General features: G+C 46.1%; 26 protein-coding genes. 11 read left to right on the plus strand and 15 right to left on the minus strand.

Annotated elements, in window-relative coordinates:
* Window positions 1–8: 8 nt before the first annotated feature.
* The 8 genes from F3J22_RS14075 to F3J22_RS14110 all read right to left on the minus strand — a co-directional run bounded on the left by F3J22_RS14075 (window position 9) and on the right by F3J22_RS14110 (window position 9225).
* A complete protein-coding gene (locus F3J22_RS14075; RefSeq protein ID WP_167018174.1) occupies window positions 9–2924 on the minus strand; it encodes a DUF4132 domain-containing protein in 2916 nt (971 codons plus the stop codon).
* A 227-nt stretch (window positions 2925–3151) separates the two neighbouring features.
* Window positions 3152–3463 carry a DUF59 domain-containing protein gene (locus F3J22_RS14080; protein WP_167018176.1) on the minus strand — a complete coding sequence of 104 codons (312 nt, stop codon included), beginning with the start codon at window positions 3461–3463 and terminating at the stop codon, window positions 3152–3154.
* The gene (locus F3J22_RS14085; protein WP_167018178.1) at window positions 3463–3888 is read right to left on the minus strand and encodes a SufE family protein; all 426 of its coding nucleotides are present in this window, start codon (window positions 3886–3888) and stop codon (window positions 3463–3465) included. The genes F3J22_RS14080 and F3J22_RS14085 overlap by 1 nt, the downstream gene beginning before the upstream one ends.
* A 10-nt stretch (window positions 3889–3898) precedes the next feature.
* Window positions 3899–5146, minus strand: coding sequence for an aminotransferase class V-fold PLP-dependent enzyme (locus tag F3J22_RS14090; protein ID WP_167018180.1), 1248 nt, complete (start codon window positions 5144–5146; stop codon window positions 3899–3901).
* A 15-nt stretch (window positions 5147–5161) separates the two neighbouring features.
* The gene (sufD, locus tag F3J22_RS14095) at window positions 5162–6466 is read right to left on the minus strand and encodes a Fe-S cluster assembly protein SufD (RefSeq protein ID WP_167018182.1); all 1305 of its coding nucleotides are present in this window, start codon (window positions 6464–6466) and stop codon (window positions 5162–5164) included.
* A gap of 90 nt (window positions 6467–6556) precedes the next feature.
* Window positions 6557–7321, minus strand: a complete 765-nt coding sequence (gene sufC / locus F3J22_RS14100) for a Fe-S cluster assembly ATPase SufC (protein WP_167018185.1) — start codon at window positions 7319–7321, stop codon at window positions 6557–6559.
* 74 nt (window positions 7322–7395) lie between these two features.
* Entirely contained in the window at window positions 7396–8841 is a 1446-nt protein-coding gene (gene sufB, locus F3J22_RS14105; RefSeq protein ID WP_167018187.1) for a Fe-S cluster assembly protein SufB, read from the minus strand.
* A gap of 57 nt (window positions 8842–8898) precedes the next feature.
* Window positions 8899–9225, minus strand: a complete 327-nt coding sequence (locus F3J22_RS14110; RefSeq protein ID WP_167018189.1) for an iron-sulfur cluster assembly accessory protein — start codon at window positions 9223–9225, stop codon at window positions 8899–8901.
* 283 nt (window positions 9226–9508) lie between these two features.
* On the opposite strand from F3J22_RS14110, the gene F3J22_RS14115 reads away from it, so the two are divergent.
* On the plus strand, window positions 9509–10156 hold the full coding sequence (locus F3J22_RS14115) for a metalloregulator ArsR/SmtB family transcription factor (protein WP_240155055.1): 648 nt from the start codon (window positions 9509–9511) through the stop codon (window positions 10154–10156).
* A gap of 28 nt (window positions 10157–10184) precedes the next feature.
* Here F3J22_RS14115 and F3J22_RS14120 read toward each other — a convergent pair whose 3' ends face one another.
* Together F3J22_RS14120 and F3J22_RS14125 are read right to left on the minus strand one after the other, a co-directional pair.
* The gene (locus F3J22_RS14120) at window positions 10185–10589 is read right to left on the minus strand and encodes a hypothetical protein (protein ID WP_167018191.1); all 405 of its coding nucleotides are present in this window, start codon (window positions 10587–10589) and stop codon (window positions 10185–10187) included.
* A gap of 15 nt (window positions 10590–10604) precedes the next feature.
* The gene (locus tag F3J22_RS14125) at window positions 10605–11135 is read right to left on the minus strand and encodes a Panacea domain-containing protein (protein ID WP_167018194.1); all 531 of its coding nucleotides are present in this window, start codon (window positions 11133–11135) and stop codon (window positions 10605–10607) included.
* 259 nt (window positions 11136–11394) lie between these two features.
* On the opposite strand from F3J22_RS14125, the gene F3J22_RS30680 reads away from it, so the two are divergent.
* Window positions 11395–11520, plus strand: coding sequence for a hypothetical protein (locus tag F3J22_RS30680; protein WP_255492061.1), 126 nt, complete (start codon window positions 11395–11397; stop codon window positions 11518–11520).
* A 54-nt stretch (window positions 11521–11574) separates the two neighbouring features.
* On the opposite strand, the gene F3J22_RS14130 is transcribed toward F3J22_RS30680, so the two are convergent.
* The 3 genes from F3J22_RS14130 to F3J22_RS14140 are packed head-to-tail and all read right to left on the minus strand — an operon-like array spanning window position 11575 to window position 13075.
* Window positions 11575–11991 (minus strand): EamA family transporter, encoded by a 417-nt coding sequence (locus tag F3J22_RS14130; RefSeq protein ID WP_167018196.1) that lies wholly within the window; start codon window positions 11989–11991, stop codon window positions 11575–11577.
* A gap of 12 nt (window positions 11992–12003) precedes the next feature.
* Window positions 12004–12501 (minus strand): GNAT family N-acetyltransferase, encoded by a 498-nt coding sequence (locus F3J22_RS14135; protein ID WP_167018198.1) that lies wholly within the window; start codon window positions 12499–12501, stop codon window positions 12004–12006.
* A 19-nt stretch (window positions 12502–12520) separates the two neighbouring features.
* On the minus strand, window positions 12521–13075 hold the full coding sequence (locus F3J22_RS14140; protein WP_167018200.1) for a GNAT family N-acetyltransferase: 555 nt from the start codon (window positions 13073–13075) through the stop codon (window positions 12521–12523).
* Window positions 13076–13189: 114 nt separating this feature from the next.
* On the opposite strand from F3J22_RS14140, the gene F3J22_RS14145 reads away from it, so the two are divergent.
* The 5 genes from F3J22_RS14145 (at window position 13190) to F3J22_RS14165 (ending at window position 21082) form a co-directional block, all read left to right on the plus strand.
* Entirely contained in the window at window positions 13190–13873 is a 684-nt protein-coding gene (locus F3J22_RS14145; RefSeq protein ID WP_167018202.1) for a response regulator transcription factor, read from the plus strand.
* Between the two features lies 1 nt (window position 13874).
* On the plus strand, window positions 13875–15245 hold the full coding sequence (locus F3J22_RS14150) for a HAMP domain-containing sensor histidine kinase (RefSeq protein ID WP_167018204.1): 1371 nt from the start codon (window positions 13875–13877) through the stop codon (window positions 15243–15245).
* A 287-nt stretch (window positions 15246–15532) separates the two neighbouring features.
* Window positions 15533–16813 (plus strand): TolC family protein, encoded by a 1281-nt coding sequence (locus tag F3J22_RS14155; RefSeq protein WP_167018206.1) that lies wholly within the window; start codon window positions 15533–15535, stop codon window positions 16811–16813.
* Window positions 16814–16828: 15 nt separating this feature from the next.
* Complete coding sequence (locus tag F3J22_RS14160) at window positions 16829–17938, plus strand: efflux RND transporter periplasmic adaptor subunit (RefSeq protein WP_167018208.1); 1110 nt, start codon at window positions 16829–16831, stop codon at window positions 17936–17938.
* Window positions 17939–17965: 27 nt separating this feature from the next.
* Window positions 17966–21082 (plus strand): efflux RND transporter permease subunit, encoded by a 3117-nt coding sequence (locus tag F3J22_RS14165; RefSeq protein WP_167018210.1) that lies wholly within the window; start codon window positions 17966–17968, stop codon window positions 21080–21082.
* Window positions 21083–21191: 109 nt separating this feature from the next.
* Here F3J22_RS14165 and F3J22_RS14170 read toward each other — a convergent pair whose 3' ends face one another.
* Window positions 21192–22286 carry an AI-2E family transporter gene (locus tag F3J22_RS14170; protein ID WP_167018212.1) on the minus strand — a complete coding sequence of 365 codons (1095 nt, stop codon included), beginning with the start codon at window positions 22284–22286 and terminating at the stop codon, window positions 21192–21194.
* Between the two features lie 132 nt (window positions 22287–22418).
* On the opposite strand from F3J22_RS14170, the gene F3J22_RS14175 reads away from it, so the two are divergent.
* Window positions 22419–23528 carry a family 20 glycosylhydrolase gene (locus tag F3J22_RS14175; RefSeq protein WP_167018214.1) on the plus strand — a complete coding sequence of 370 codons (1110 nt, stop codon included), beginning with the start codon at window positions 22419–22421 and terminating at the stop codon, window positions 23526–23528.
* Here the strand turns inward: F3J22_RS14175 and F3J22_RS14180 are convergent, their stop codons facing one another.
* Entirely contained in the window at window positions 23529–24455 is a 927-nt protein-coding gene (locus F3J22_RS14180; protein ID WP_167018216.1) for an AraC family transcriptional regulator, read from the minus strand.
* A gap of 394 nt (window positions 24456–24849) precedes the next feature.
* Between F3J22_RS14180 and F3J22_RS14185 the strand changes: the two genes are divergently transcribed.
* The 3 genes from F3J22_RS14185 to F3J22_RS14195 all read left to right on the plus strand — a co-directional run bounded on the left by F3J22_RS14185 (window position 24850) and on the right by F3J22_RS14195 (window position 26645).
* Window positions 24850–25209, plus strand: a complete 360-nt coding sequence (locus tag F3J22_RS14185) for a hypothetical protein (RefSeq protein ID WP_167018218.1) — start codon at window positions 24850–24852, stop codon at window positions 25207–25209.
* A gap of 41 nt (window positions 25210–25250) precedes the next feature.
* The gene (locus tag F3J22_RS14190; RefSeq protein WP_167018220.1) at window positions 25251–25598 is read left to right on the plus strand and encodes a DsrE family protein; all 348 of its coding nucleotides are present in this window, start codon (window positions 25251–25253) and stop codon (window positions 25596–25598) included.
* A gap of 180 nt (window positions 25599–25778) precedes the next feature.
* Window positions 25779–26645, plus strand: coding sequence for a DUF6089 family protein (locus F3J22_RS14195; RefSeq protein ID WP_167018222.1), 867 nt, complete (start codon window positions 25779–25781; stop codon window positions 26643–26645).
* Window positions 26646–26859: the final 214 nt, after the last annotated feature.

Consider the following 26859-nt stretch of genomic DNA (forward strand, 5'->3'; position numbering starts at 1 on the left):
CGTTGCTGTTATACCAGCTCAATCGTGGAGCCGGGCTTTGAAATATCCGTCACTGTTTCAGAATAGAATACCGCCGGAACCTTGTGCAGTGGCAGCATATAAGCGCCTGCGTTCCTGCTGGTACTATCGAAAGCTGCATCGCCTGCTTTTTCCAGGTCAATGAAGTAAAGGGTACCCAGTTTGCACTGGATACCCGACTCGAGGTAGATGCCGGATAATTCTATCACGGCTTCTACTTCGTTTATATCATCTGTTTTACGGAAGGAAAGCGGTTGACTTTCCTCATTGGTCCTCAGTTTCCAGCCTTTTTCTTCCATCAGGCTGTTGAGGGCTTCCTGTTCCATAATTATATCTTCAAAATCATAGATCATCGTTTGCTGGCGTTGCTGGATGTTCAGTTCAGATACCGGACGTTCCAGCTGTGCAAAGCCTGGGATGATGTTATGGGCTGTAAAGTGCTGCAGCCATTGTTCTTTGCCGGCTGCATCTATCTGCAGCGGGTGAAGCAGGCGTACGGTCGCCCCTTCCGGTAGTTCAAAGGCATTGCCGCCTACATCTGTGAGCGTACTGTTTTCCGTGCAACGGAATGTGCCGGAAAACTGCCCGTCAGCATGGTAGCTGGCCCATACTAACCTGTTCGCAAATACGAACAGGATAGGGTTATGTAAAAACAGGGCATTCCATTGGGCTGCGCTCCAGCTACGTTGTGTAATCAGGAACTGCTCCAGCCTGGAAGCCTGTAGTTTTGCCAGCTCGGGTAGGTTCTTCTGGGTGGTTTTAAAGAACCGTTTTACAAGGGCGGTAGTCTGGCCCGGAGGCGTTTTCATGCGCCTGTTACGCCTGTTGAGGTAGCCTATACGGAAATCCAGGTCTACCATGCCTTTCCAGGTTTCGTCTTTATTGATGAAAGGCTTCACCAATCCTTCAAATTCCAGGTCAGGAACGATTCTGTCGCCCAGTTCATGCATGGTGAGTCCGAGTTCGGCTGCGGAGCGCGACAGTGCCTGTCGTGCTGCATTGCCCAGTGCTATGCGGCGGGTGGTATATTTCCTGGCATATTTCTCTACTACCTGCAGTGATTTTTTGGCTGCATGGAGTGCGAGGGCGGCGAGGCCATGTTCCGCCTGCCGTGGCCTGCGGTTATTGATCCAGCTGCCAATGCTTTCGCGGAGGGCATTTCCCAGCTCTTCACCACCGGTGAGTGCGGCGGTAGCCAGTATATATTTGAGTTGTGTATCGCCCTGATGTGCTTCATATATCTGGAACAGGGCCATGGCGAAGTCGTCGTTGCGGGTCCTGTCCAGCAGGTCCAGCAATGGTTTGGCTTCTACATCGGAGCCCATTTCCTTTATGCGCGACATGCGATAGATCAGGAACCGGGTCACTTCCAATGGCAGCTGGGTACCGTCATGCATCCATAATGGAGGCAGTGCCTGATCGTCCAGCCATTTTTCCAGTGGCCGCGACAGTTTATTCCTGCGCTTCGCAGAGGCTACGAGATAATCGACTGTAGCTGGTTCTGAGGTATACTGAATGGTATTGCCCAGCGTTTCCAGCATCAGGTCGCGTGCATCGTCGTTGATCTCATTATGTAGTGCTTCCTGTATCAGCGTACGTGCTTCCGGAGTATTGATGGTACACAGGATCAGGGATGCTGTCAGGCGTTGCTCTGCTTTCTTGTATTGCAGTAGTCCGGCAGCTTTGGTGACAGCGTCCGGGTCTTTCGCCAGCAGTGGCGCTACGGCCATACGTACCGACTTCAGCTTATGCATGGTATAAGGCCAGAGTGCTTCCAGGTATAAGGCCGGGTCGAATTGCGCGAGCAGCGGCAGGAGCATCTGGATATCATATTCCTGCTGCAGGGCTTCCAGCAGCAGCGGAACAGCGGCTACCTGGAGCTGGCGGGCAATGATATCGAAGCATACCTGCGGCAGGAAGCGTTTCTCTGCTATAAACTGGTGCAGGTAGGTGATTCCTTCAGTGGCATTATGTTGTAAAATACCGTGCAGGGCTATCACGCTAAGCGGATAGGATGATACGGCATCCGCATGAAGCAGGGTAGAGGCATAGCCTTCCTCCTGCTGCGGCTGCTGCGTATAGTCGTGCAGGTATTGCCTGAATAATGGTAATAGTCCGGCCTGGTAGGTATCTGGCTGGTAGTTGGTCAGTGCCAGCTGCACACCCAGTTGCACGGCAACGGTTGGTGGTGTTGGCGCCTGTAATACCTGCAGCAACAGCGGTTCGTATTTGCTGTAATTATGCTGTAACAGGGCGTTGGCCAGTTCACTGTGCAGATACCCTGGTACCTGGGCCAGGAGTTGATTTTCAAGGTAGGTCATCTCCAGTTCGGGATGACTTTTAGAAAGAAGACGAAAAAACAGGGAATTCCAGCTGAGATGTACCCAGCGGGTCAGGTAGGGTTGTATCGACAAGCTGTCGGTGCTTTTGAGCAAATCCTGTAAAAATTTTCTCAAAGGAGAAAATTTCAATGGCATCAGGTCCATATTATTCCCTTCTCTGGAATGAAGGATCAGCATGGAGCCTATTTTTTCAGGACTAAAGCCCCTTTCCTGCAGGAAGTTGGTGAAGGCACTAAAGCGTTGTACGATGGAATTGGAGCTGCCTGGCATATCCAGCATAGGGACGATATGCGAAAGAAATGCAGCTTCATTTTGTTCCCATACCTGTGGTTCGGATAGTAACTGTAAAACCAGTCGGTCATTATCATTCCATTGGTCGGGCAAAGACAGTAGCGGGATAAATGCGCCTGCCATTGCAGCTTCGTCTGGTGTTGTCAGTACCGGGACTTCAGATTGCCGGCCGGTGAGGAACAGGTGAATCGACACGACGGTTTCATGAGCATGGAGGTACCGTAGTTTCAGCCTTTCAATTATTGGTTGTGTCGCTTCCTCTGTATATGGCATAAGGTTTAAATAGATTCTGTTTTAGTTTGTCTTCTTTGCTTTAAGATATTATAATAAATGATTATTTCGCCGAGGCTGAATTTTGGCACAAATTAAAGAAAATCAAAAAATAAAAAAGCCAAATATCTAACTATCTCATTTTGGAGTAAGTTGACATTTGGCCTTAAATATAGTATTTGTAAGGGCGAGGCCCTTTGTATGCTGCTTTTTACCGTTCCGGAAAGGTATTATAAAAATCCTAATTCCAGTTTAGCTTCTTCACTCATCATCTCTTTTGTCCAGGGTGGATCGAAGGTCAGGTGTACATGTACATCTGTAACGCCTTCCACGCCACGTACTTTTTCTTCCACTTCACGGATGATGTCGCCGGCAACCGGGCAGCCCGGTGCGGTGAGGGTCATATCTACGCCTACGCTAAAATCTTCCTTGATTTTAATCGCGTATACAAGTCCAAGCTCCCAGATATTCACCGGGATTTCCGGGTCATAAACTGTTCGCAGCTGTGCTTCTATCTGTTCTCTTAATGTTGCTTCACTCATTATTGGTTCATTTTAGCCTGGTAGGCTACTCCATAAAGTTTCATCTGTTTGAGCATACTCAGCAAACCGTTGGAACGGGTAGGAGAGAGGTGGCTGCTTAAACCGATGGCATCAATAAAAAATATTTCTGCTTCAGCTATTTCTTTCGGAGAATGACCGGAAAGTACTGATATCATCAGACTAACCAGGCCTTTGGTAATAACGGCGTCGGAGTCGGCGGTGAAAAAAAGTTTGCCATCTTTCAGCTCTGAATGTAACCATACGCGGCTCTGGCATCCTTTGATCAGGTTTTCCTCTTTCTTAAATTCTTCCTGGATGATGGGCAATTCCTTACCCAGCTGGATGATATATTCGTATTTATCTTCCCAGTTTTCCATGAAGGCGAAGTCCGATATTACTTCTTCCTGTATTTCTTTAATCGTCATATTGGCCTGTTTACAGCAGCATGGAGCTGGCACGTTTGATTCCGGCCACCAGTTTATCAATTTCTTCCCTGGTATTGTAGAAAGATAAAGAAGCTCTTACCGTACCTGGGATATTGAATCGGTTCATCAATGGCTCTGTGCAGTGATGACCTGTTCTGACAGCTATACCCTGCTGGTCCAGCAGTTCACCCATATCAAAGGGGTGAATGTTATGCACGAGGAAGGAAATGGCGCCGCTTCTGTTGGCAGCATCACCGATAAAGCGGATACCGTCTATCTGGCGGAGCTGGTCCATGGCGTAGGCCATCAGTTCCTCTTCCCATTGCTGGATGGCGGGAATGCCTACCTGCTGCAAATATTCAATTGCTGCGCCCAGTCCGATGATACCGGCAATATTAGGTGTACCGGCTTCAAATTTATGGGGCAACACATTATACGTTGTCTTTTCGAAGGTAACGGTTTTTATCATTTCTCCACCGCCCTGGTAAGGAGGCAGTTTATCGAGCCATTCTTTGTTGCCATACAGCACACCGGTGCCGGTAGGGCCATAGATTTTATGGCCGGAGAAAACGAGAAAATCCGGTTGCAGGGCCTGAACGTCAATACTGATGTGCTGAACGGCCTGTGCGGCATCTATCAGAACAGGGATATTGCGTGCATGCGCCAGCGAGATAATATCTTCCACCGGGTTTACCGTACCCAGGGTATTGGAGACGTACGTTACGGATACAATTTTAACGGTATCATCGAGCATGGCTTCGAAGGCCTCCATGATCAGTTCGCCCTTATCGTTGATAGGGATTACCTTGAGGGTGGCTCCGTTGTCTTCACAGGCCATCTGCCATGGAACGATGTTCGAGTGGTGTTCCATTGCGGAGATGATCACGGTATCGCCGGGTTTCAGGAAGCGGCGGCTAAAGCCACTTGCTACCAGGTTAATACCGTCGGTAGTACCTTTTGTGAAGATGACCTGGCTGCTGTCTGGTGCGTTGATATAGGCGGTCACAATATTGCGGGCCTTTTCGAATGCATCGGTAGCTACCTGGCTCAGATGGTGTACGCCGCGGTGCACATTGCTATTATATGTTTCGTAGTAATGTTTCTCTGTTTCTATTACCACTGCTGGCTTCTGCGTGGTAGCTCCGTTATCGAAGTATACCAGCGGTTTGCCATGCACCATACGTTGCAGTATCGGGAAATCTTTCCTGACAGCAGCTAAGTCGAGTGCAGCGGTTTGTGTATTAGCAATATGTTCCATTGTACGTCGTCGTTGTTAAATGTTCATAATTGCCTCGATCTGGCCCTGGATATATTCCTGGAGCGCAGGCACAGCAATTTCGTCTGTTACGTCGTGAGAGAAAGCATTCACCAGCAGTGCTTTGGCAGCATCTTCACCGATACCACGGGCGCGGAGATAGAACATTGCTTCTTCGCTGAACTGGCCGGCGGTAAAGCCGTGTGAGCATTTCACGTCGTCAGCATAGATTTCCAGCTGAGGCTGTGAGTTGATGGTTGCTTTGTCGCCCAGTAACAGGTTGTTGTTTTGCTGGAAGGCATTTGTTTTCTGTGCTTCCTGGTGAACATGGATTCTACCAGTGAATACAGCGTTGGCAGTATCTAACAATACGCCTTTATAGTGTTCGTTACTGTTACAGTGAGGCACCAGATGGTCCATAAAGGTATGGTTATCGATGTGCTGACTGCCGGTAGCGAGGTACAGACCTTTCAGGTTTGTTTCTGTGTTGCTGCCATTGAGTACTACGCTCAGGTTGTTACGGGTGAACGGTGTATTAGGCAGGGTAAAGTTGAAGTTGTGGTAACGGCTGTCTTTCTGTTGCTGTGCAGCAGTGGTGTTTACCTGACGGAAATTGTCGGCACCCTGTTGTACATTATAATGCCAGAGTTCAGCGTTATCTTCCACTACTACTTCCGTTACGCTGTTGGCGAAGGCTACGGCTTCCTGTTTAGGGTGCACGGTGCTTTCGATAACGGTAGCTGTTGCGCCTCTGTGCAGGATCCACAGGTGACGTGGCTGTACAAATGCGTGACGGTCGGAAGTATATACGTGTACGAGGTGGATCGGTTTTTCCAGCGCAACATTCGCCTGCAGTTCGATGTAAAGACCATCGGCAAAGAGGGCGGTGTTGAGGTTGGCCAGGGATTCACCTGCGAGGTGTTTTTGGCTGTTGAACCATTTAACGAAACCAGGGGTTTCTGCAAAAGCGCTCATAGCGCCGATGCTGATACCTTTACCGGCAGGCAGGCTGGAAAGATCTGCCTGTAAATGGCCGTTTACGAGTACTACACGATAGCTGTCCAGTCCTGCAATGGCTGCTTCATCAGCAACAGTGGCAGTAGTGGTGGCTGGTGTACTCAATAATTCATATGGATACTCTTTCAGGAAACGCTGGATATTGGTAAAACGCCATGCTTCCGTTTTCAGGGTTGGGAGACCTGTGGCGGTATAACGTTCCAGCGCTTCGCGGCGTGTCTCCTGCAGGCTATCCTGCGGGGCCGACAAGGCAGTTACGTCTTCCGTTAAAGCCTGGTAAAAAGGTATCATGATATCGCTTGTCATATTGTTGCTTGGACTTTTACTATTACGAATTACTTTTTCAGTGGAGACAGGAAAGATGGAATTTCCTGACTGTTGTTCATCCGTAATGGGTTATACTGATTCTTTCTGGTGCTCTGCTTCTTTCAGCCAGTCGTAACCTCTTTCTTCCAGCTCCAGGGCCAGTTCTTTAGTACCGGTTTTGATGATACGGCCATTGTACAGTACGTGTACGAAGTCAGGTACGATGTACTCGAGCAAACGCTGATAGTGAGTGATAACAACGAAAGATTTTTCGCTATCACGCAGTTTATTTACACCATTGGAAACGATACGCAGTGCATCGATATCCAGTCCGGAGTCAGTTTCGTCCAGGATAGCCAGCTGAGGGTCCAGCATAGCCAGTTGGAAAATTTCGTTACGTTTCTTTTCACCACCGGAGAATCCTTCGTTGAGGGAACGGTTCATCAGGTTGGTGTTAAAATCTACCAGCTGTTGTTTTTCTTTGGTCAGTTTCAGGAATTCCTTTGCTTCCAAAGGAGGCAGGCCTTTGTAGGTTCTCACCTCATTTACTGCAGTTTTCAGGAAGTTGATGTTGGAAACACCCGGGATTTCAACAGGGTATTGGAAAGCCAGGAATACACCTTCACGTGCGCGGTCTTCCGGAGATAAATCCAGCAGGTTTTTACCATTGAACCACACTTCACCCTCAGTAACGGTATAGTTATCGCGGCCAGCCAGTACAGAGGCCAGAGAGCTTTTACCGGAACCGTTGGGACCCATGATAGCGTGCATTTCACCTTTGCCAATTTCCAGGTTGATGCCTTTCAGTATTTTTTTTCCTTCTACTTCTGCGTGCAGATTTTTAATCGTCAGCATGATTGTTTTATTTCGTTCTGTATGTTTAAATAATTGGTAGTTATCAGTTACTGGTTGCAATAACCAACTTCCAACTATCCAACGCTTCCTTCAAGTGTAATAGATAAAAGTTTCTGTGCTTCTACGGCAAATTCCATAGGCAGCTGATTCAGTACTTCCTTCACGTAACCATTTACGATCAGTGCTACTGCTTTTTCGGTATCGATACCACGTGCATTCAGGTAGAAGATCTGGTCTTCACCGATTTTTGACGTTGTAGCTTCGTGCTCGATCATCGCAGATTTGTTTCTGGATTCGATGTACGGGAAGGTGTGGGAACCACACTGGTTACCGATCAGCAGGGAGTCGCACTGGGTAAAGTTACGGGCGTTCTCTGCGCGTGGACCTACGGAAACGAGGCCACGGTAGCTGTTATCGCCATGTCCGGCAGAAATACCTTTGGAGATGATACGGCTTTTGGTGCCTTTACCGATGTGGTGGATTTTAGTACCGGTATCCGCGATCTGTTTGTTACGAACCACGGCTACAGAATAGAATTCACCTTCGGAATAATCGCCCTGAAGAATAACACTAGGGTATTTCCAGGTGATGGCAGAACCGGTTTCTACCTGAGTCCAGGAGATTTTACTGTTGGCGCCTTTACAGATACCACGTTTGGTTACGAAGTTATAGATACCGCCTTTACCATCTTTATCGCCAGGGTACCAGTTCTGAACGGTAGAATATTTCACCTCTGCATTTTCCATTGCTATGATTTCCACCACGGCTGCGTGCAGCTGGTTTTCGTCGCGCATAGGAGCTGTACAGCCTTCGAGGTAGCTAACGTAAGAATTGTCGTCGGCAACGATGAGGGTACGTTCGAACTGACCGGTGTTCTGTGCATTGATACGGAAGTAGGTGCTCAGTTCCATCGGGCAGCGAACGCCTTTAGGAATGTACACGAAAGATCCGTCGGAGAATACGGCACTGTTCAGTGCAGCAAAGATATTATCGGAGTGAGGTACAACCGTACCCAGGTATTTTTTAACTAAGTCAGGATATTCCTGAACAGCTTCACCGAAAGAGCAGAAAATCACACCCAGTTCTTTCAGTTTTTCTTTGAAGGTAGTAACAACAGATACACTGTCGAATACAAAGTCAACGGCTACACCGGTGAGGGCCTTCTGTTCATTGATGGAAATACCCAGTTTGTCGAATGTTGCCAGTAATTCAGGATCTACTTCGTCCAGGCTGTTCAGCTGTTTCTTTTTCTTTGGAGCAGCATAATAGGAGAGGGACTGTAAATCCAGTTCAGGCATTTCGAAATGCTGCCAGGTAGGGAATTTCAGCTTTTTGAAAGCCTGGAAACCCTTCAGACGCCATTCGAGCAGCCATTCTGGTTCATTCTTTTTTGCCGAAATAAAACGGATGATATCTTCATTCAGCCCAGGAGGTGCTATATCCATTTCAATATCGGTGGTAAAGCCAAACTCATACTCCTTATTGGCTATATCATCTATTATTTCGTTACTATTCATCATACAATTTTGTGATTTTGTGTTGTTCGGATGCTGCTGTTGTATTCCTTTCAAAATAGCCTATACAGCAAAGCTCTCGCCGCAGCTGCAGGTTCTCGTAGCATTCGGGTTATTGAAGTACAGCCCTTTTCCATTCAGACCATCTGAATAGTCCAGCTCAGTACCATATAAGTACAGTAAGCTTTTCATCTGAACTACAACTTTAACACCCTTATCTTCAAATACCTGGTCGCCTTCTTCTTCTGTTGTTTCGAATTTCAGCACATATTCCAGTCCGGAACATCCGCCACCTTTTACGCCTACACGAACAAAGGTTCCCGGCGCATGATGTTCACTTTCCATCAGTGCCTTAATATATACTCCTGCCTTTTCTGAAACGGTTATCATAATCAGAACTGTTTTAAATAACTGAAGCCGGTTGCCCGGCCAAATATTGTACATTCTCAACCCCGCGCGCTGGAAATTATTTTTATTACGACTGCTGTCTGGTTTCTCTAAGCATCAGCGGCGGTGATTTGGCCTAAATCCGTAAGGTTCGCAAAATTACAACCTTTCCGGTTAAAGTACTAGTCTTTATGGTGTTTCTGCCCCTTGCAGGCCATTTACTACCAAAAAAGTTTTGTTTTACTGATACAAAAGTAGGACATTTGAGAATAAAACAAGCAAAAACTTGGAAAAATATCCAACACGAATCAGCAACGCCGCCGACAGGTTATTGACAATGCTCAAGACCAAAGGTCCGCAGCCAGCTTCATTGCTGGCGGCTGAGCTGGGTATTACCAATGAAGGAGCCAGGCTCCACCTTGTTAAGCTCCAGGAAGAAGGACTGGTTGCCTCCGAAAGTATTTCAAAAGGCCCGGGCCGCCCTACCTTAATGTGGAGCCTGACTGCCCTCGGCAATACCCGCTTCCCGGATACACATACCGAACTCTCCCTCCAGCTCATACAAACCATCAAAACAGTGCTCGGTAAAGAGGCATTGGATAATGTAGTCGCTGCCAGGGAAATCAAACAGAAAGAAAAATATCATACCGCCCTCGACGGCGTATCAGGCCTCGAAAACCGCCTCGACGCATTTGCCAATATCCGTAGCGGAGAAGGGTACCTTGCTGAATGGAAAAAAGAAGATGGGGTATATTATTTCATTGAAAATCACTGTCCTATATGCTGTGCCGCTACTGAGTGCGACAACATCTGTACCTCAGAAATGAATACTTTCGTCAGCATAGTAGGCACTGACGTGTCCGTTTCCCGCATGGAACACATCATTAACGGCGCCAGACGCTGCGTATATAAAATTATTCCCGATAACGCCTGATCCCGCTTAATCATCTTACTATATCATATTACTCCTGCACAGGTGCTTTGTTATCCGAAGACTCCGGCAATGTTATATTCACCGATTTATGGTTGGGGAAATGATCTTTAACGATAATCGTTAAGAATGCGATTACGTTAATAGTAGTTGTGCTTATCAGCGTAATTGTGGTAGCATCTGAAATATCAAAGACTAAACCAGTCAATGGAATAATATGTAACCCTTTAAAAATTAGTATTATCAATATGGCTATTAGCCATATACACACTAAGCGAAATACTCTTTCCCCTAATAATTCCCTATGTTGCAAAAATGATTTTTTGATGGCAATATCGAGTTTTTGCATTTCAACAACATAATCGAATGGAGCCTCTGTATTAATGAAAGTTTCATCCACCGTAGCAGACAAATTATCTGGGTTAACGTTATTCATGGCTGCGTATTTTTATTACTGTTGATGTTGCTGCTTTTCTTTTAATGGGAGAAAATAGTCTATTAGCATCTGATCATCGATGAGCGTCCCATTAGGCACCCGGCCATATTTTTTTCGTAGTTTATCCCAGGGAGTGCCTTTGTCAACCAGGGTTTTAGCCAGCTTACTGGGCTCCATTCCTGAATACGCCTGCCAAATAGAGTCTAAAAATCCCATGATGCGCTTGTCGCGTTCTTTTCTGGGATTTAATCGTCGAGGCGTAAAATTAATTAACAGCCAGTTGAAAGAAGAATTTTCGAACCTGTAAATAGGCTCATCCAGTTCAGCCATTCCATATCGTTTTAGCATATGGAATAACTTAAAAATAATCGGGCCACATTGCCAGGTTTGAATTGGGGCATCAAACAATTTCTCTCTGTCTGACATTACAAGTCCCCAGCCATAGGCATAATAGAGAAGTTTCTGTAACCTGAGCTGGTCCAGTGGATCTTCTACTGCGATCCCCTTCTCAATAAAATAATTGGCGATGGTTTCTACCTTGTACATGATATGGTTGGTTTGCTATATTTCTTAGCAAAATACTAAAGAACCCTTATCAGACCAAAATCCTTTCTGTTCATTTTGTACCAGGTGATAGTAATATTCTATTAGTGATACGGTGAGTATCTTTCCTCGGGTCTGACGCGGCAACAAAAGTTACGCCCATATTGGGTTCCCTTGTAGAGCATAACAGCCATCTGCTTTTTTAAAATTATTTTTCTCCCGATCAGATCATCTGTCTTGAAAAGATTCGTATAAAATATTATTGATATGTTTTCCCGCAGCATATCCGCTGGCACCGGCTAAACGCGTACTGGTAGAAGCTGAATTTTATAACAGCGGCAAAAAGGTAATGGAGTTTGAGGTCGGTAAACTCGACTGGAATCACTAAAAATAACAAAAAAGGATGCCAGCCCGGCATCCTTTTTTATCTCCTGTAAAGCTGTTATTTCAATATCAGTACCAGCGTTCCTGTAATAATCAATCCTGCACCAATAGCGGTTTTCCAGGTAATGCTCTCATGCAGGAACACGGCAGAAAGAATTATTGTCAACGCTACACTCAGTTTATCTACCGGGGCTACCTGTGATACCTTTCCGATCTGAATAGCCCGGAAATAAAAGATCCAGGATAAACCGGTAGCTACCCCGGATAATAACAGAAAAATCAGGCTATGCCTGGATATACTCCCCGTTCCCTTATACTCTCCCCGCGCCAGTACAATCCCCCAGGCTACCACCAGTATAACAATAGTACGTATGGCCGTAGCCAGATTGGATGAGATGTCGGCCACGCCGATTTTGGCAAAAATGGCCGTCAGCGCCGCAAAGAAAGCTGATAACAGTGCATATATCCACCACATAACAACAGATTTTTAGATCTTATAACCAAGAATTTTAAGACTCCGGCGCTCTCCATCCAGCACGGCAATGTCTGGCAGGTGCGCCCATTCCTTAAAGCCGATGTTTTCAAATAACTTCAGACTTGGAACGTTATGCGCAAAGATAAACCCCAATAATGTATCAACCTGGTAGTCCGGACTAACGGCAATGGCATAACGTAATATTTCCTTACCATAACCTTTGCCACGCGCGGATTCATCCAGGTAAATACTTAACTCAACAGTGCCGTTATAGGCCGGGCGGCCATAGAATGACTGAAAACTCATCCAGCCGATATTGTTTCCTTCCGCATCATCGATCATCCATAACGGACGGCGATGGTCGTCATGTGCATAGTACCAGGCATGCCTGCTCTCTACTGTTACAGGATCTGTATCTGCGGTTACCATTCTGCCGGGAATAACAGTGTTGTAAATCTCCACAATTCTGTGCAGGTCGTCGATCTTTGCGTGTCTGTAAGTTAATCTCATAAACTGTATAAGTAATTAATTACCAGATCTGCTCTCTGGCATGATCTGCTCTCAATAAGCTAAATATATTGGCATCTACAAAGCTGCCCTTTTCAAAAAATGCATCGCGTATTAATCCTTCCCTGCTGAAACCCAATCGCTCCAGTAACCGCTCACTGGGACTATTCACCGGGTCCACAAAGGCTTCTATTCTGTTGAGGTCCATATCTGAAAACCCGAATTTTATCAAAGCCGCTACAGCAGTGGTCATAATTCCCTTGCCCCATAATTCCGGCAACAGATCGTAACCTATTTCAGCCTTGTAATGGATTTTCTTCCAGTTGTGAAACCCGCAGGTGCCTATCAGTTCATCATGCCCGACAACCGTAATGGCCATCCTGAAACCTTCTTCCTTCTGCTGCTGTTCCTGAAAAAAAGAAATGATCTGGGTAGCTTCACTTATATTGGTAAAGGAACCGATATCCATATACCGGGTTACCTGATCGTTGGAAAACAACCTGAATAATGCTGCAGTATCTTTCTCTTTAACAGGCCGTAGCAATAGCTCGCCGGCAGGGATCTTGGGTAAGTGCATGGTATGGTTACCTGTTTTTGGATGACGTGTAAAGCTAAGAAATTTAATTCCGCTTTAATAACCATCTCTGCAACATTACCTAATTTCGTATAACTGTAGGACAATAAATTTTATATGAAGATATTGGTAATAGAAGATGAAACTAAAGTCGGCGCCTTCATTAAACGTGGACTGGAAGAACATCAGCACCAGGTAGACGTCATCATGGATGGCAACAACGGACAAATGGTTGCCTTGCAGGAAGACTACGACCTGATCATCCTGGACGTCATGCTCCCTGGTATCAATGGTATCAGCATCTGCAAAAACCTCCGTGGAGCCGCCGTACAAACCCCCATTTTAATGTTGACCGCCCTCAATGCTACCCACGATATCGTGGATGGACTGAACTCAGGCGCTGATGATTATCTCGCCAAACCATTCCATTTTTCAGAATTGCTGGCCCGCATCAATGCGCTCAGCAGAAGGAAAAGTCTCTTTAAACCTGAGTCTATGTCGCTGGAACTGGCCGACCTCAAGCTGGATACCAACACCAAAACAGCCCACAGAGAAGGAAAAGAGATCATCCTGACCGCCAAAGAGTATGCCTTGCTGGAACTCTTTCTGAAAAATACCGGAAAAGTACTCTCCCGCGCCCTCATCGCAGAATCAGTATGGGGCCTGGAATTTGATACCGGTACCAATACCATAGACGTTTACGTGAACTATCTCCGTAATAAAATTGAGAAAGGATTTACTGGTGATAAACTGATCCATACGGTTGTAGGGATGGGTTATGTGATGAAATTAAAGAGTTAATATGAAGATCCGCCATCGGCTTTCCCTGCAGTTTACCCTGATATCCGGTATCATTTTAACGGTAGTATTTGTGATGATTTACCTGTTGTCTGCCCGCTATGTGCGCAACAACTTCTATAAATTATTGCAGGTACGCGCCCTTGTAACGGCCCAGGTTTACCTGGAAAAAGATGAGCTGACCAAAAAGAAATTCTTAGAAATTGAGAAGAGTTACCGGCAAAGTATCCCCGACGAAGCCAGTAATATATATGATGAAAACGATAAACCTGTTTTCATCGAAACGGTCAAGTATAATTGGCCGGTATCCTTACTGAATGCTGTCAGACGCAATGAAATCTATCGCTTCAGCTTCCGCGACAAATACGGCCTGGGTATGTATTACCCCGATAACCAGGGTAATTTCGTGGTAATCGTGACGGCCCGGAATGCCCAGGGCGAACAGACCTTGCAGTACCTGCTCTGGAGCCTCGTATGCATGGGCGTACTGGCTTTGCTGGTTATCTACCTGATGAGCCAGTGGTACGCCAGCAGGGCATTACAGCCTATACAGCGGATCAACCGCCAGGTGAAGAAAATCAGGGCCAGCAACCTGCACCTCCGGGTGAAACGCGGCAAAAACAAAGATGAGATCGATGACCTGGCACTCAATTTCAACGAACTGCTGGAACGCATTGAAAGCGCCTTTGAAATGCAACGCTCCTTTGTTTCCAATGCCAGTCACGAACTCCGTACACCGCTGACCACCATCATCGGGGAAATAGAGGTGACCATGCAAAAAGAGCGCACAGCGGCCGAATACCAGGAAACACTGGTTACCCTCCTGGACGAATCTGAAAAACTGAAAATTATTACCGACGGCCTCCTGCAGCTGACAAGGGTAGATGCCGTACTCAACCCGGCACAGGCGGAAACCATCCGCCTGGATGAACTGCTATGGGAGATGCAGTCTTTCTGGCAACAACAGCAGCCACCACTGGAGTTAAAGGTAAACCTCAAAGGCCTGCCGGAAGATCCTGCGGCCATGGCTATTCCCGGCAACCGGCAGCTACTGACGCTGGCTATTAATAATATTATCAGGAATGCCTTCAAGTTTTCCCACAATGCACCGGTAGACGCACGCCTCCAGGTAACCGATACCAACCTGGTGCTGTCTGTCAGCGATACGGGTATAGGCATCGCCCGGGAAGAAATGGAGAAAATCTTCCTGCCATTATACCGGGCCGGTAATGCACTGAGTTTCGGTGGCTATGGTATCGGCCTGGCCATGACCCAGAAGATATTGCAACTACACCAGGCTACCGTTACCGTCAGCAGCGTAGTAGGGGAAGGAACCACCTTCCATATCTTCTTTACCACTAACCAGAACGGCTAATCTGTTATTAACCCGTTTCTAATCCGGAAGCACCGAATTAAAGCCGTTCCCATATTATTTTAATGTTACCGGGGAGATGCTCACCGGGTTTGTTAGGAAGTATGAGCTGCTATTGTAGTCTGGAAGCCTTACTGGTACTGCATTTATGTTTTTGTATACCTGTTGTTGGAGTATACAAAGATGTATATTTCATTGTTCACCGTTTATGAATTCTAATTTTGTTTTAACTTCATTCTAACTTGTAGCTAATAGCCTGTCGCCATCTTTGTTGTTGTAAATAAAGATCCATGACGAATAGACTAGCTTTACATGCTTTCCTAATGTTGCTAGGCGTCTTTTGCTGTAGCAGAATAAAGGCCCAGACAGCAGACACGCTCCGGCTTTCCCTATCTGATGCAGAAAAGATGCTGCTTCAGAAAAATATCCCTCTCCTGGCCCAACGCTATAATATCGACTCTGCCAAAGCAGGGGTGATCACGGCAAGGCTATACGACAATCCACAGGTTACCTTTGAAAATGTACTGTACAGCCATACTGAACAAAAATGGTTTGATTTCGGCTATGAAGGAGAAAACACCCTACAGGTAACACAGCTTTTTAAACTGGCCGGACAAAGAAACAAGGCAGTGAAGCTGGCGCAAAGCGGTGTAAAAATGAGCGAATACCAGTTTTTTGACCTGCTCCGTACACTGCGGTTCAGTCTCTGTGACAACTTCTACGACTTGTATTATAAACAAAAGTCGCTGGCTACCTACGGCAGCCAGATTTCCTTTTTACAGCAGGTAGTAAAAGTATTCGAAGCGCAAAAAGCCATGGGCAATATTGCGCCTAAGGAAATCATCCGCCTCAAGTCATTATTATATGACCTGCAACATGATGAGCTGCAATTAAGGCAGGATGTACAGCAAACCCAGTCCGACCTCGCCCTGCTTATTCGTATTCCGGCTACCGCTGTTATCATTCCTGAACTGCCTGCTACCGACCATCTGCCGGCAGCATCCGGCTTCAGCTACGGCGCACTGCTGGATACCGCCATGCATAACAGGTACGATCTCAAAATCGCCCAGGAAAATGTCAACTATAATAACCTGAACCTGCGCTTACAGAAATCTATGGCAGTGCCAGACATGCAACTGGGCTTTTCCTATGATAAGCAAGGCAACTTCGAAAGAAACTACAATGGGCTGAACATCAGCATGCCGCTGCCTTTCTTCAATCGTAACCAGGGAAATATCAAAGTGGCCAAAGCGACCCTCGAAAGCAGCAAACTGCAACTCGACGGACAGCAGGACCAGCTGGAACATGAAGTCATGAACAGCATGAAAGAAGCACTGGCAACAGAAAAGCTGCTGCAGGAATTTGATCCTGGCTTCGAAAACGACTATACAGCCATGATGGCGGAGATAGAGAAGAACTACAAACTACATAACATCGGTTTGCTGGAGTTTATAGATCTCTATGATGCATATCGTAATAACGTCCTGAAAATGAATGAGCTGAAGTACGACCGGCTCAGTGCCCTCGAAAAGCTCAATTTCACCACCGGTTCGCTCATTTTCCATCCTTAAACTTCCCAACAGACCATGCAATATTCTTTTAAAAACTTTTTACCTGCAACTGTTTCTATTATAGCTATTTCTGGTTTTTTAAGCAGCTGCGGAAGCAAGCCTGCACCGGAACAGCAGCCTGTCTGGGCGCTAAACGATTCCATGATCCACACCCTGGTAATCGATACGGCCGCCACAGAATCGGTGGAAAATCAAATCTCACTGACTGGGAAGATCAGTGCCAACGAAGATAAGATGGCACGGATCTTCCCCATGGTGAGCGGTATCGTGAAAGATGTACGTGTACAGGCGGGCGACTATGTAAAAGCCGGTCAGACGCTGGCCATCATCAAGAGCCCTGAAATGGCAGGTTTCACCGCCGATCAGACCATCAGCCAGAGCGATATGCAAACGGCTAAACGCAATATGGACGTAGCAGAGTCCTTCTATAAAAGCGGCCTGAACTCCCAGAAAGAATACGAAGAAGCAAAAAGCGAATATAACAAGGCAGTAGCTTCCTATAATAAATCCAAAGCCATCGCAGATATCAACGGCGGCGCCCATCAGAGCAGCTATGCCGTGAAAGCACCGGTGCCAGGCTTTATTATCAGCAAGAAAGGAGCAGAAAACATGCAGTGGCGCCAGGATAACAACGATCCTATCTTCGTAGTGGCCGACCTCAACGATGTATGGGCCATGATCAACGTATTCGAATCCGATATCGCCAGTATTCATGTGGGTGATAAGGTGGAGATGACCACCCTCTCTTATCCCGACAAAGTTTTTACAGGAAAAATCGATAAGATCTACAATGTACTCGATCCAGATAATAAGGTAATGAAAGCAAGGGTAGTCATCAACAACCCTGGCTATATCCTCAAACCGGAGATGTTTGTCAGAATTAAAGCCCAGCGCCATTCCGACACCAACCTGGTCAGCATTCCTTCCCGCGGGATCATTTTTGATAAAGACAAATATTTTGTGCTGGTATTGACCGACAAAAAACCTGGTGTAGCCATCAGGGAAGTAAAGGTAAGCCGTACCGTTGAAGGCAGGGCCTTCATTGCTTCCGGGCTGAATCCTGGCGATAAGGTGATTGCCTCCCGCCAGGTATTCATCTATGAAACACTGCAGGACCAGCAGTAATATGTCAACCGCTCAAAAAAATTGTACATGAATAAGTTTCTGAAGAAAGTACTCGCTTTCTCTCTTGTCAATAAATACTTTATATTCTTTGCGGCGGGCGTCATGGCCATCGCAGGATACCTCAGCTTTCAGAAGATAGGAGTAGATGCATTCCCGGATGTTACCAATACCTCGGTAACCATCATTACCCAATGGCAGGGGCGTAGCGCGGAAGAAGTAGAGAAATTCGTTACCCGGCCTATCGAAATTGCCATGAACCGCGCACAGAAAAAGACGCATATCCGCTCTTCTTCTCTGTTCGGGCTCTCTGTTGTAAAAATTATCTTTGATGATGATGTAGACGATACTTTCGCCCGTCAGCAGATCAATAACAACATCACTTCCGCTAACCTGCCCGAAGGTGCCGATCCTGAAATCGAGCCGCCATACGGGCCTACAGGGGAGATCTTCCGTTATACGCTGGAAAGCAGCAAACGGCCTGTCTCTGAACTGAAAACCCTGCAGGACTGGACCGTAGAACGTAATCTCCTCTCTGTTTCCGGCGTGGCAGATATCGTTAGCTTCGGTGGTGAAGTGAAAATTTACCAGGTAACTATCAATCCTGATAAAGCCGTGCAGTATGATATTACCGCACAGGAAATGTTTGCCGCATTACAGAAAAGTAATATCAACGTAGGTGGCGATGTGATCGTGAAAAATGCACAGGCATATGTGGTGCGTGGTATCGGTATTCTCAATAATGAAGATGAAATCAGGAATATAATCGTCGACCATATCAATGGAACTCCCATTCTGGTAAAGGATGTGGCAGATGTAAGCATCGCTGCGCTGCCACGTCTGGGCCAGGTAGGCCGCGACAGGGATCATGATGTGGTAGAAGGCATTGTGGTAATGCGTAAGGGAGAAAATCCTGCCAACGTTATCAAAGAGCTGAAAGTAAAGATCGATGAACTGAATACCAAGATCCTGCCGGAAGATGTAAAAATCAAAACCTTCTATAACAGGGAAGATTTGATCGAATTCTCCACCCATACGGTGTTACACAACATGTTGGAGGGCATCATCTTCGTAACGGTGATTGTATTTCTGTTCATGGCTGACTGGCGTACGACGGTAATCGTATCTGTGGTGATTCCGCTGGCATTGCTGTTTGCGTTTATCTGTCTGCGTATGAAAGGCATGAGCGCCAACTTACTCTCGATGGGGGCGATAGACTTTGGTATTATCATTGACGGCGCCGTGGTGATGATGGAAGGTATATTTGTTATGCTCGACCACAGGGCCCATAAGGTAGGCATGGAACGGTTCAATAAACTCAGTAAAATGGGTATGATCCGTAAGGCTTGTATGGAAAACGGTAAAGGTATCCTGTTTGCAAAACTGATCATCATTACCGGTTTGCTCCCGATCTTCACTTTTGAGAAAGTAGAAGGTAAGATGTTCTCTCCGCTGGCATGGACCTTAGGCTTTGCCCTCTTAGGTGCGCTGATACTCACGTTCACGCTGGTGCCTGCACTGGCAAGTGTGCTGCTGCGTAAAAACGTAAAAGAGAAAAATAATTTCTTCCTGTCGTTTGTACACCGTAATACCATTGGCTTATTCAATACCTTCTTCAAACGCAGACACGTGGTATTTCCGGCTGCATTGGTGATATTGATATCCGGGCTCTATTGTTTCCGTTTCCTGGGAACAGAGTTCCTGCCGCAGCTCAATGAAGGCGCCATTTATATCCGCGCTACCGGTCCGCTCAGTACTTCGCTGGATGAATCTGTGAAACTGGCCAATGAAATGCGCCGTAAAATCCTGCAGTTCCCTGAAGTAAAACAGGTGATGTCGCAAACCGGCCGTCCGAATGATGGTACCGATGCTACCGGCTTCTATAATATAGAATTCCACGTAGACATCTACCCGCAGAAAGAGTGGGCCAGCCATCTCAGCAAGGAACAGCTCATCGAGAAGATGCAGCAGCGGTTGGGCATCTTCCCGGGTATCACGCTCAACTTCTCCCAGCCGATCATGGATAACGTGGAAGAAGCGGTGTCCGGTGTAAAAGGCTCGCTGGTAGTGAAGTTGTTTGGAGATGATTTTAAAATAGTAGAAGATAAAGAAGAACAGATTGAAAGAATCCTCAAAACGGTACATGGTATTGAAGATCTGGGTATCCTCCGGAACCTTGGTCAGCCGGAGCTGAGAATTAATCTGAACCAGCAGAAGATGGCCCTGTATGGTGTTACCACAGAAGATGCCAACTCGGTTATTGAAATGGCTATTGGTGGTAAAGCCGCTACCCGCATCTACGAAGGGGAAAAATATTTCGATCTGCGTATCCGTTATCCGGAAAGCTTCCGTGAAGATGAAACCGCAATCGGTAACCTCACCGTACCTACGCTGCGCGGTAATAAAATACCACTGAAAGAAATTGCCGACATCCAGCATATTGTAGGACCAAGCATGATTTACAGGGATAAGCATATGCGTTATGGCGCCATCAAGTTCTCTGTGCGTGACAGGGACCTTGGAAGTACCATCGCAGAAGCACAGCAGAAAGTAGCTGCGCAGATCTCGCTGCCTAAAGGCTATACGCTGGAATGGGCGGGCGACTTCGAAAACCAGGAACGTGCTACCAAACGGTTAAGCCAGGTGGTGCCTATCAGCTTATTGCTGATCTTCCTGATCCTGTTCATACTTTTCGGAAAGGTAAAAGACTCGCTGCTGGTATTGGGGAACGTACCATTCGCGATCATCGGTGGTATCTTCTCGCTGTGGATGACAGGTACCAACTTCAGTATCTCCGCAGGTATCGGCTTCATTGCCTTATTTGGTATATGTGTGCAGAACGGGGTGATATTGCTGTCTAAATTCAAGACCAATATCCGGACTTTATCCGACCCTACAGATCAGGGCCTGGCACTGGCGATACATGAAGGGGTGGAAGCCCGTATCCGTCCGGTGGTCATGACAGCCATGATGGCGGCAATTGGCTTGCTGCCGGCAGCTACCAGCATGGGAATAGGAAGTGAAACCGCGAGGCCGCTGGCCCGCGTGGTAATCGGTGGTCTGATCACAGATACCTTCTTCAACCTGTTCATCTTCCCGATCATTTTCTATTGGTCATATAGAAGAATGGTTACAAAGAAAGCATAATTGTTAGTGTTAAATAGATAGAAGGGGTTGCCTGGTAAAACCAGACAGCCCCTTCTCCTTTTAAGAGAAGGGGCTGTTGTCTTATTTGTATCTACCTGAAAAAATAAAATTATTTTTCTGTTGGCTGGTCGGGGGCAGCTTTTACTACTTTCACTTTCTTCTCATCAGTACCCAGTAAAATGGCCCATGGATGAAGCGCGTCAATACTCTCACAGATAATTTTAATCATAGCGATTACCGGAATGGCAAGGAACATTCCGGGTACGCCCCATAACATATTTCCCAGCAACACGCCCATAATCGTTACGAGTGCATTGATTTTTACTTTAGAACCTACGATGCTCGGGAAGAGGATGTTACTGTCTACCAGGTGTACAAGGAATAAACCGATAGCTACCTGCAGGGCAGATATAGGCGTGGAGGTAGCCAGTGTAACGACGGTACAGAGCAGCAGGGCCATAAATATCCCGAAATAGGGGATCAGGTTGAAAATGGCCGCCATCATACCTAACAGTAACGCATACTTTACACCCAGGATGGCAAACATGCTGCAATTGACGATGGCTACTACCACCATTTCAATCATCAGGCCACCTACATAGCTTTTGATGATCAGTCGGGTACGGTTTACGACGTCCATCAGGGTTTCCTTGTGTTTTTCCTCAAACAGTGAAACGAGGAACCTTACCAGCAGCCGGCGATATACCAACATGAAGAAGGTATATAGCATCACGAAGACAATGAATATGAATAGGGAAGATACCGACAGCAGGGTAGTGCTGATAAAACTGGTAGCGGTACCCAGCGTGCTTACTGCCAGCTTTTCCAGGTACGACATCTGCGTGGTGCTGTTGATATGGAATTCATTATTAATCCACTTTTGCAGAGAGTCGATGGTGGTCATCAGTTTGGATTCCAGTGTAGGAAGATCAGTTATGAAAGACTGCATTTGTCTTGTCAGTAACGTTATTATAGATGCCAGTATGATGATGAACAATAACAGGGAGATAAGTGCGGCCAGGCCTCTGGGGAAGCGCAGGCGTTCCAGGAATACTGCTACCGGTAGCAGCATAATGGAAATCAGAAAGGCAAACAATAATGGGATAATGATTTCACTTCCACCTCTGGCAATGGTTACGATCAGGAAAAATGATAGTAACGTTAAAGCCAGTTTGGCATAAAAGGGTAATTTTAATTCATTCATGCAGAATAGTATTTATTCAAATTTATTAAAAATCAATTTCTTTTGCATTAAGATTTATGTAATTCCGCGAACGGTAACAGATCCTTCCCCTTGTTTTATATTTTGTACCTATCTGAATAAAACCCTTTAGAAATGAAAAAGTTAATGACCCTGTTGCTCTTGTTTGCTTGTCTGGCAGGCATGGCACAAGTTAAAAAATCCCCGACAGATACCTTACCTGTAAGAGGCTTTTGTATTGGCGCTCCTGCTACGGACCGGCTGGATGCCTTCATAAAATTTATCGGCGAAGAGCTGGCGCCACGCAATATCAATACCCTGATATTGCGTATAGACTATAATTACCAGTTTAAGTCACATCCGGAGCTGGCAGATAACAATGCACTTTCGCAGGCGCAGGTAAAGCAGCTGGTAGCTATTTGCAAAAAGCACCAGATCCGGCTGATTCCGCAGATCAATCTGCTGGGGCATCAGTCGTGGGCTGGCCATATCGGTAACCTGCTCCGTGTTTACCCGGAATTTGATGAAACACCGTGGGTAAAGATGCCGGCAGATTACAAGTGGCCAAATCCTGATGGACTTTATTGCAAGAGTTATTGTCCATTGCATCCGGGGGTACATAAAATAGTTTTTGACCTGGTAGATGAGATCTGTGACGCCTTTGAAACCGATGCCTTTCATGCGGGGATGGATGAGGTATTTTATATAGGAGAAGCGCAATGTCCGCGTTGTGGAGGCCGTGATAAGGCGGAATTATACGCCGGTGAAGTATGGACCCTTCGCAACCATCTTGCTGCTAAGGGGCGTCAGTTATGGATCTGGGGCGACAGGTTAATTGATGGTAAGGAAACCGGTCTTGGTGCCTGGGAGGCCAGTATGAATAATACATCCAGGGCGGTGGACCTGGTACCAAAAGATATTATGGTTTGTGACTGGCATTATGAGCGCCCGGATAAAACGCCGGTATATTTTGCGATGAAGGGAATACATGTAATTACGTGTCCGTGGCGTATGCCGGACAATGCATTAATTCAATTGCAGGATATGTATGATTTCCGTAAGAGTGCTACTAAAGAGATGAAGCCTCGTTTTGAGGGGATGATGCAAACGGTTTGGTCGGATGCGGGATCTTTCCTGGACGAATTTTACGGAATTGCCAGGAAAGACAATAACGGTGCCGCCGCTACGAAGCCGCCGACCAATAATACCGCGTCGAATTGTTTCCGGGCAGTATTTCCTAAATGATCAGTAATGTTTTCGTAGCAGTGGGATGTAGATCTCACAATAGTTTGTCGTGGAGAGGGATATAAAGAAGTGATTGCCACTCATTTTGAATATCCCTTCCATGCAACACCTGGTAATAAATTCATACATCGGTAATCCTGCAGTGGCGAAATCCATGGGTACCGGCAGTTTCAGGTAAGCACCACCGGGGATACGTTTGTAAAGGAAACCGGGGAAGGTGGTGTTTAGCTGTGTATGTGCCTTTAATGCGCTTGCAGGGATGGCCAGGCCGGCATACATGGATAGTTTTTCGTAGTCAGTGACCGGAATGGAATCCAGGGTGCCTGTGATGATGCGGCTGTCCTGGAGGTCGTAGAGGGTACGTGTTTTTTGAAAGATACTTACAAAGTGGGTCATTCTGGCCACCATGGCCCCGATGGGATCTGAGCCCCGTGAAATCAGGGAATAGTAGAGAATTGTTTCCGGCAGTACGATTTTCTCACATCTGTCGTAGGTGAAGAAGTTGGAGAGGGGCGTGTTGCCGGTGACGTGGGTAATTGTTTCAGTAATGTCCAGGGTTCTCTTTTCGTTGGGGAGAACGGCAATTTTTTTGAATTGCATGGGGGAAACTGAAAAGTGTTGTTTGAAGGCTTTGCTGAGGGCGGCGATGGTGGCGTAACCGCACATTTCTGCGATTTCGCTGATGTTGTAGCCGCTGTGTCTTAGCAATCCTGCTGCCAGTTCGAGGCGATGTCTTTTTACGTAGTGCCAGAAGGGTTCGCCCATGACGGCTACGAAATTGTGATAGAAATACGAATAGGAAATACCCAGGCGTTCGGATACATCTTTGATGCCGAATGGTTCACCCACGTTGTCGTCGGCAAAGCACATACCCTGTAATGCCAGGTTTTCCAGCTGTTCTCTGTTGAGACTGGAGGATTTAGACATAATAACCTATTTAGGTTGTTTCATGGGATTTAGTGAAGCTCAATTTTGGTCCTACGGCTTACATTCTTACAATATAAATAAAATATTTTTTTCAATAATTATAATTTTAATATTCTTACGATCGATTTGATAACCAATATATTATAATAATCTGGGGAGATAGAATTTGATTTTCGGGAGATAAAAATGGCGGGAAAATCAAAAAAAGCTAAAATGGACAAATCAGAATGAGAATGATGTGATAATTTTAATCAACAGCCACCCTGCGTGTAATTGGTCCTACGGCGGGCGTTGAAAAACGGATTTTAACCTGTTATAGATTGTCGTTCGTCATGTGGAATTATTCCCGACGGAAATATTCATCATTTTATCATCGTGTATAATTATTAATCCCTTGTTAGTTCGAATCTCCATCAAAACAATGGTCCTATCGGCCCTGTATTGGGGTTGTACCGGCCGCAATGCCATGGCAGCCACGGTATCTTCGTCCGGAGGTCCGATAACTGCAGTACCCTGGATGATAGTACTGGGAGCAGTTATTGTGGCTTTGGTGCTGGTTATTTATATGGGCTGGCTGATAGTGGGAAAGATAGGGCGCGAATTACAGGTAGCGAATGTTCATTTGCTGCAATCAGAGATGAAGGAGATGAGCTTAATGCAACGTATACACGAAGCAACGGAGCGGTATCGTAAACTGGAGCAGGAGCTTCACCAGACCCAGTACGAGTTACGCATGGCCAGAGGAAAGGCCTGAAATTTACTTTCATATTTGACTGATATTGTTATATTTACAATATGCAAGTCGTTTTTCAGATTACATCAGAGGAATTATCTGCTAAAAAAGCTATGCTAGGCCAGATCAATAATCTGCTGGATTATTGTCATACCAACGATAAACGTGTAGTCGTGGAAGTAGCCGTGCATGGAAAAGCCTATGGATTATTATTACAGCAGGAAAACCCGTTACTGGAGCCAGTGAATACCCTTGCCGCGCGGTCTGTGCGTTGGTTGATCTGCCACAATACCATGAAAAGTCACCATTTAAAGGAAACCGATCTGCCGGAATATGCTACCATTATTCCTTCGGCAGTAGCTCATCTTATAGAAAGGCAACTGGAAGGATGGGCATACATTAAATGTTAATGTAATTCTTTATGGATGAATTGTTTTATTAGTTTATTTTTACATTTTAATTATTAATATTTGTACGGTATAACGTGCATACATACACGTTGGCCTGCTTTATACCAAATAAAACAAGCGGAATTACGTTAATAGATGAATTCGATGTTATACCGGACTAACCTCTTAAAAACAGACACCTTGAAAATCAGAAAATCTACCGGAATACTATTGTTATTTCTGGCAATTCCTTTTATCAGCTTAGCGCAGGACTGGCATGTGGGCGCTTTTCTGGGAATCAGCAATTATAGCGGAGATCTCGTACAGCAGAAGGTAGACATGAGATACACCCGACCCGCGCTGGGGATTCTGTTAAGAAAAGACTTTAACCGATATTTTTCTCTGCGTGGCGCCATTACCTATGGTACCGCAACCGGCGCCGATAGTACCAACGCCAGCAAAGCTTTGCAGGCGCGTAACCTGAGCTTCCGCAGCCGTATTATTGAATTTGCATTGATTGGTGAACTGAACTTCCTGGATATAGATGAAAAAGGCTGGACCCCATATGTATTTGCCGGTGTAGCTGGTTTTGGATTTGATCCGATGGCCAAAGACAAGTCAGGCAACTGGGTGCGTTTACGCCGCCTGGGTACAGAAGGACAGGGCCTTCCACAATATCCGAACCGCTTACCTTATGACCTCTTTACCTGGTCATTTCCTTTCGGTGCCGGCTTTAAAGTATTGCTGAGCGACAGATGGACTTTAGGCCTGGAAGTTGGTTTCCGCCCTACAGCGACCGACTACCTGGATGATGTGAGCAAAACCTATGTAGACCAGAATACCTTGCTGGCCTATCGTGGACAGGCTTCTGTGGATATGGCCTACAGAGGGGATGAAGTAACCGGAAAAAATGTAACACCGGGTACTTATCCTATGGATGGCACCAAAAGAGGTTCCGATAAATATAAAGACTGGTACGGATTCTCCGGCTTTACAATTACCTATCGCCTGGGCAACAATGGTAACCCATGGGGTAAAGTTAAAGCAACCCGTTGTCCGCGCTGGTAAAAAAATATATATTATAATGGCACAATGTTTAGTATAACTTGCTGATATTCAAGTACTCAACAAAGTACATTCATAAAGGGAAAGCTGTCTCATTATTTGAGACAGCTTTTTTTATGCGCTGGAAAATTAGAACAAGATTAAATTTTAAATCCTATGAAGCTGAATGCTGTAGCGGGATAGCAAGATTTATTTTTTGGCACAGATGTTGGAATTG

The sequence above is a fragment of the Chitinophaga sp. Cy-1792 genome, from assembly GCF_011752935.1.
Taxonomy (GTDB): Bacteria; Bacteroidota; Bacteroidia; order Chitinophagales; family Chitinophagaceae; genus Chitinophaga.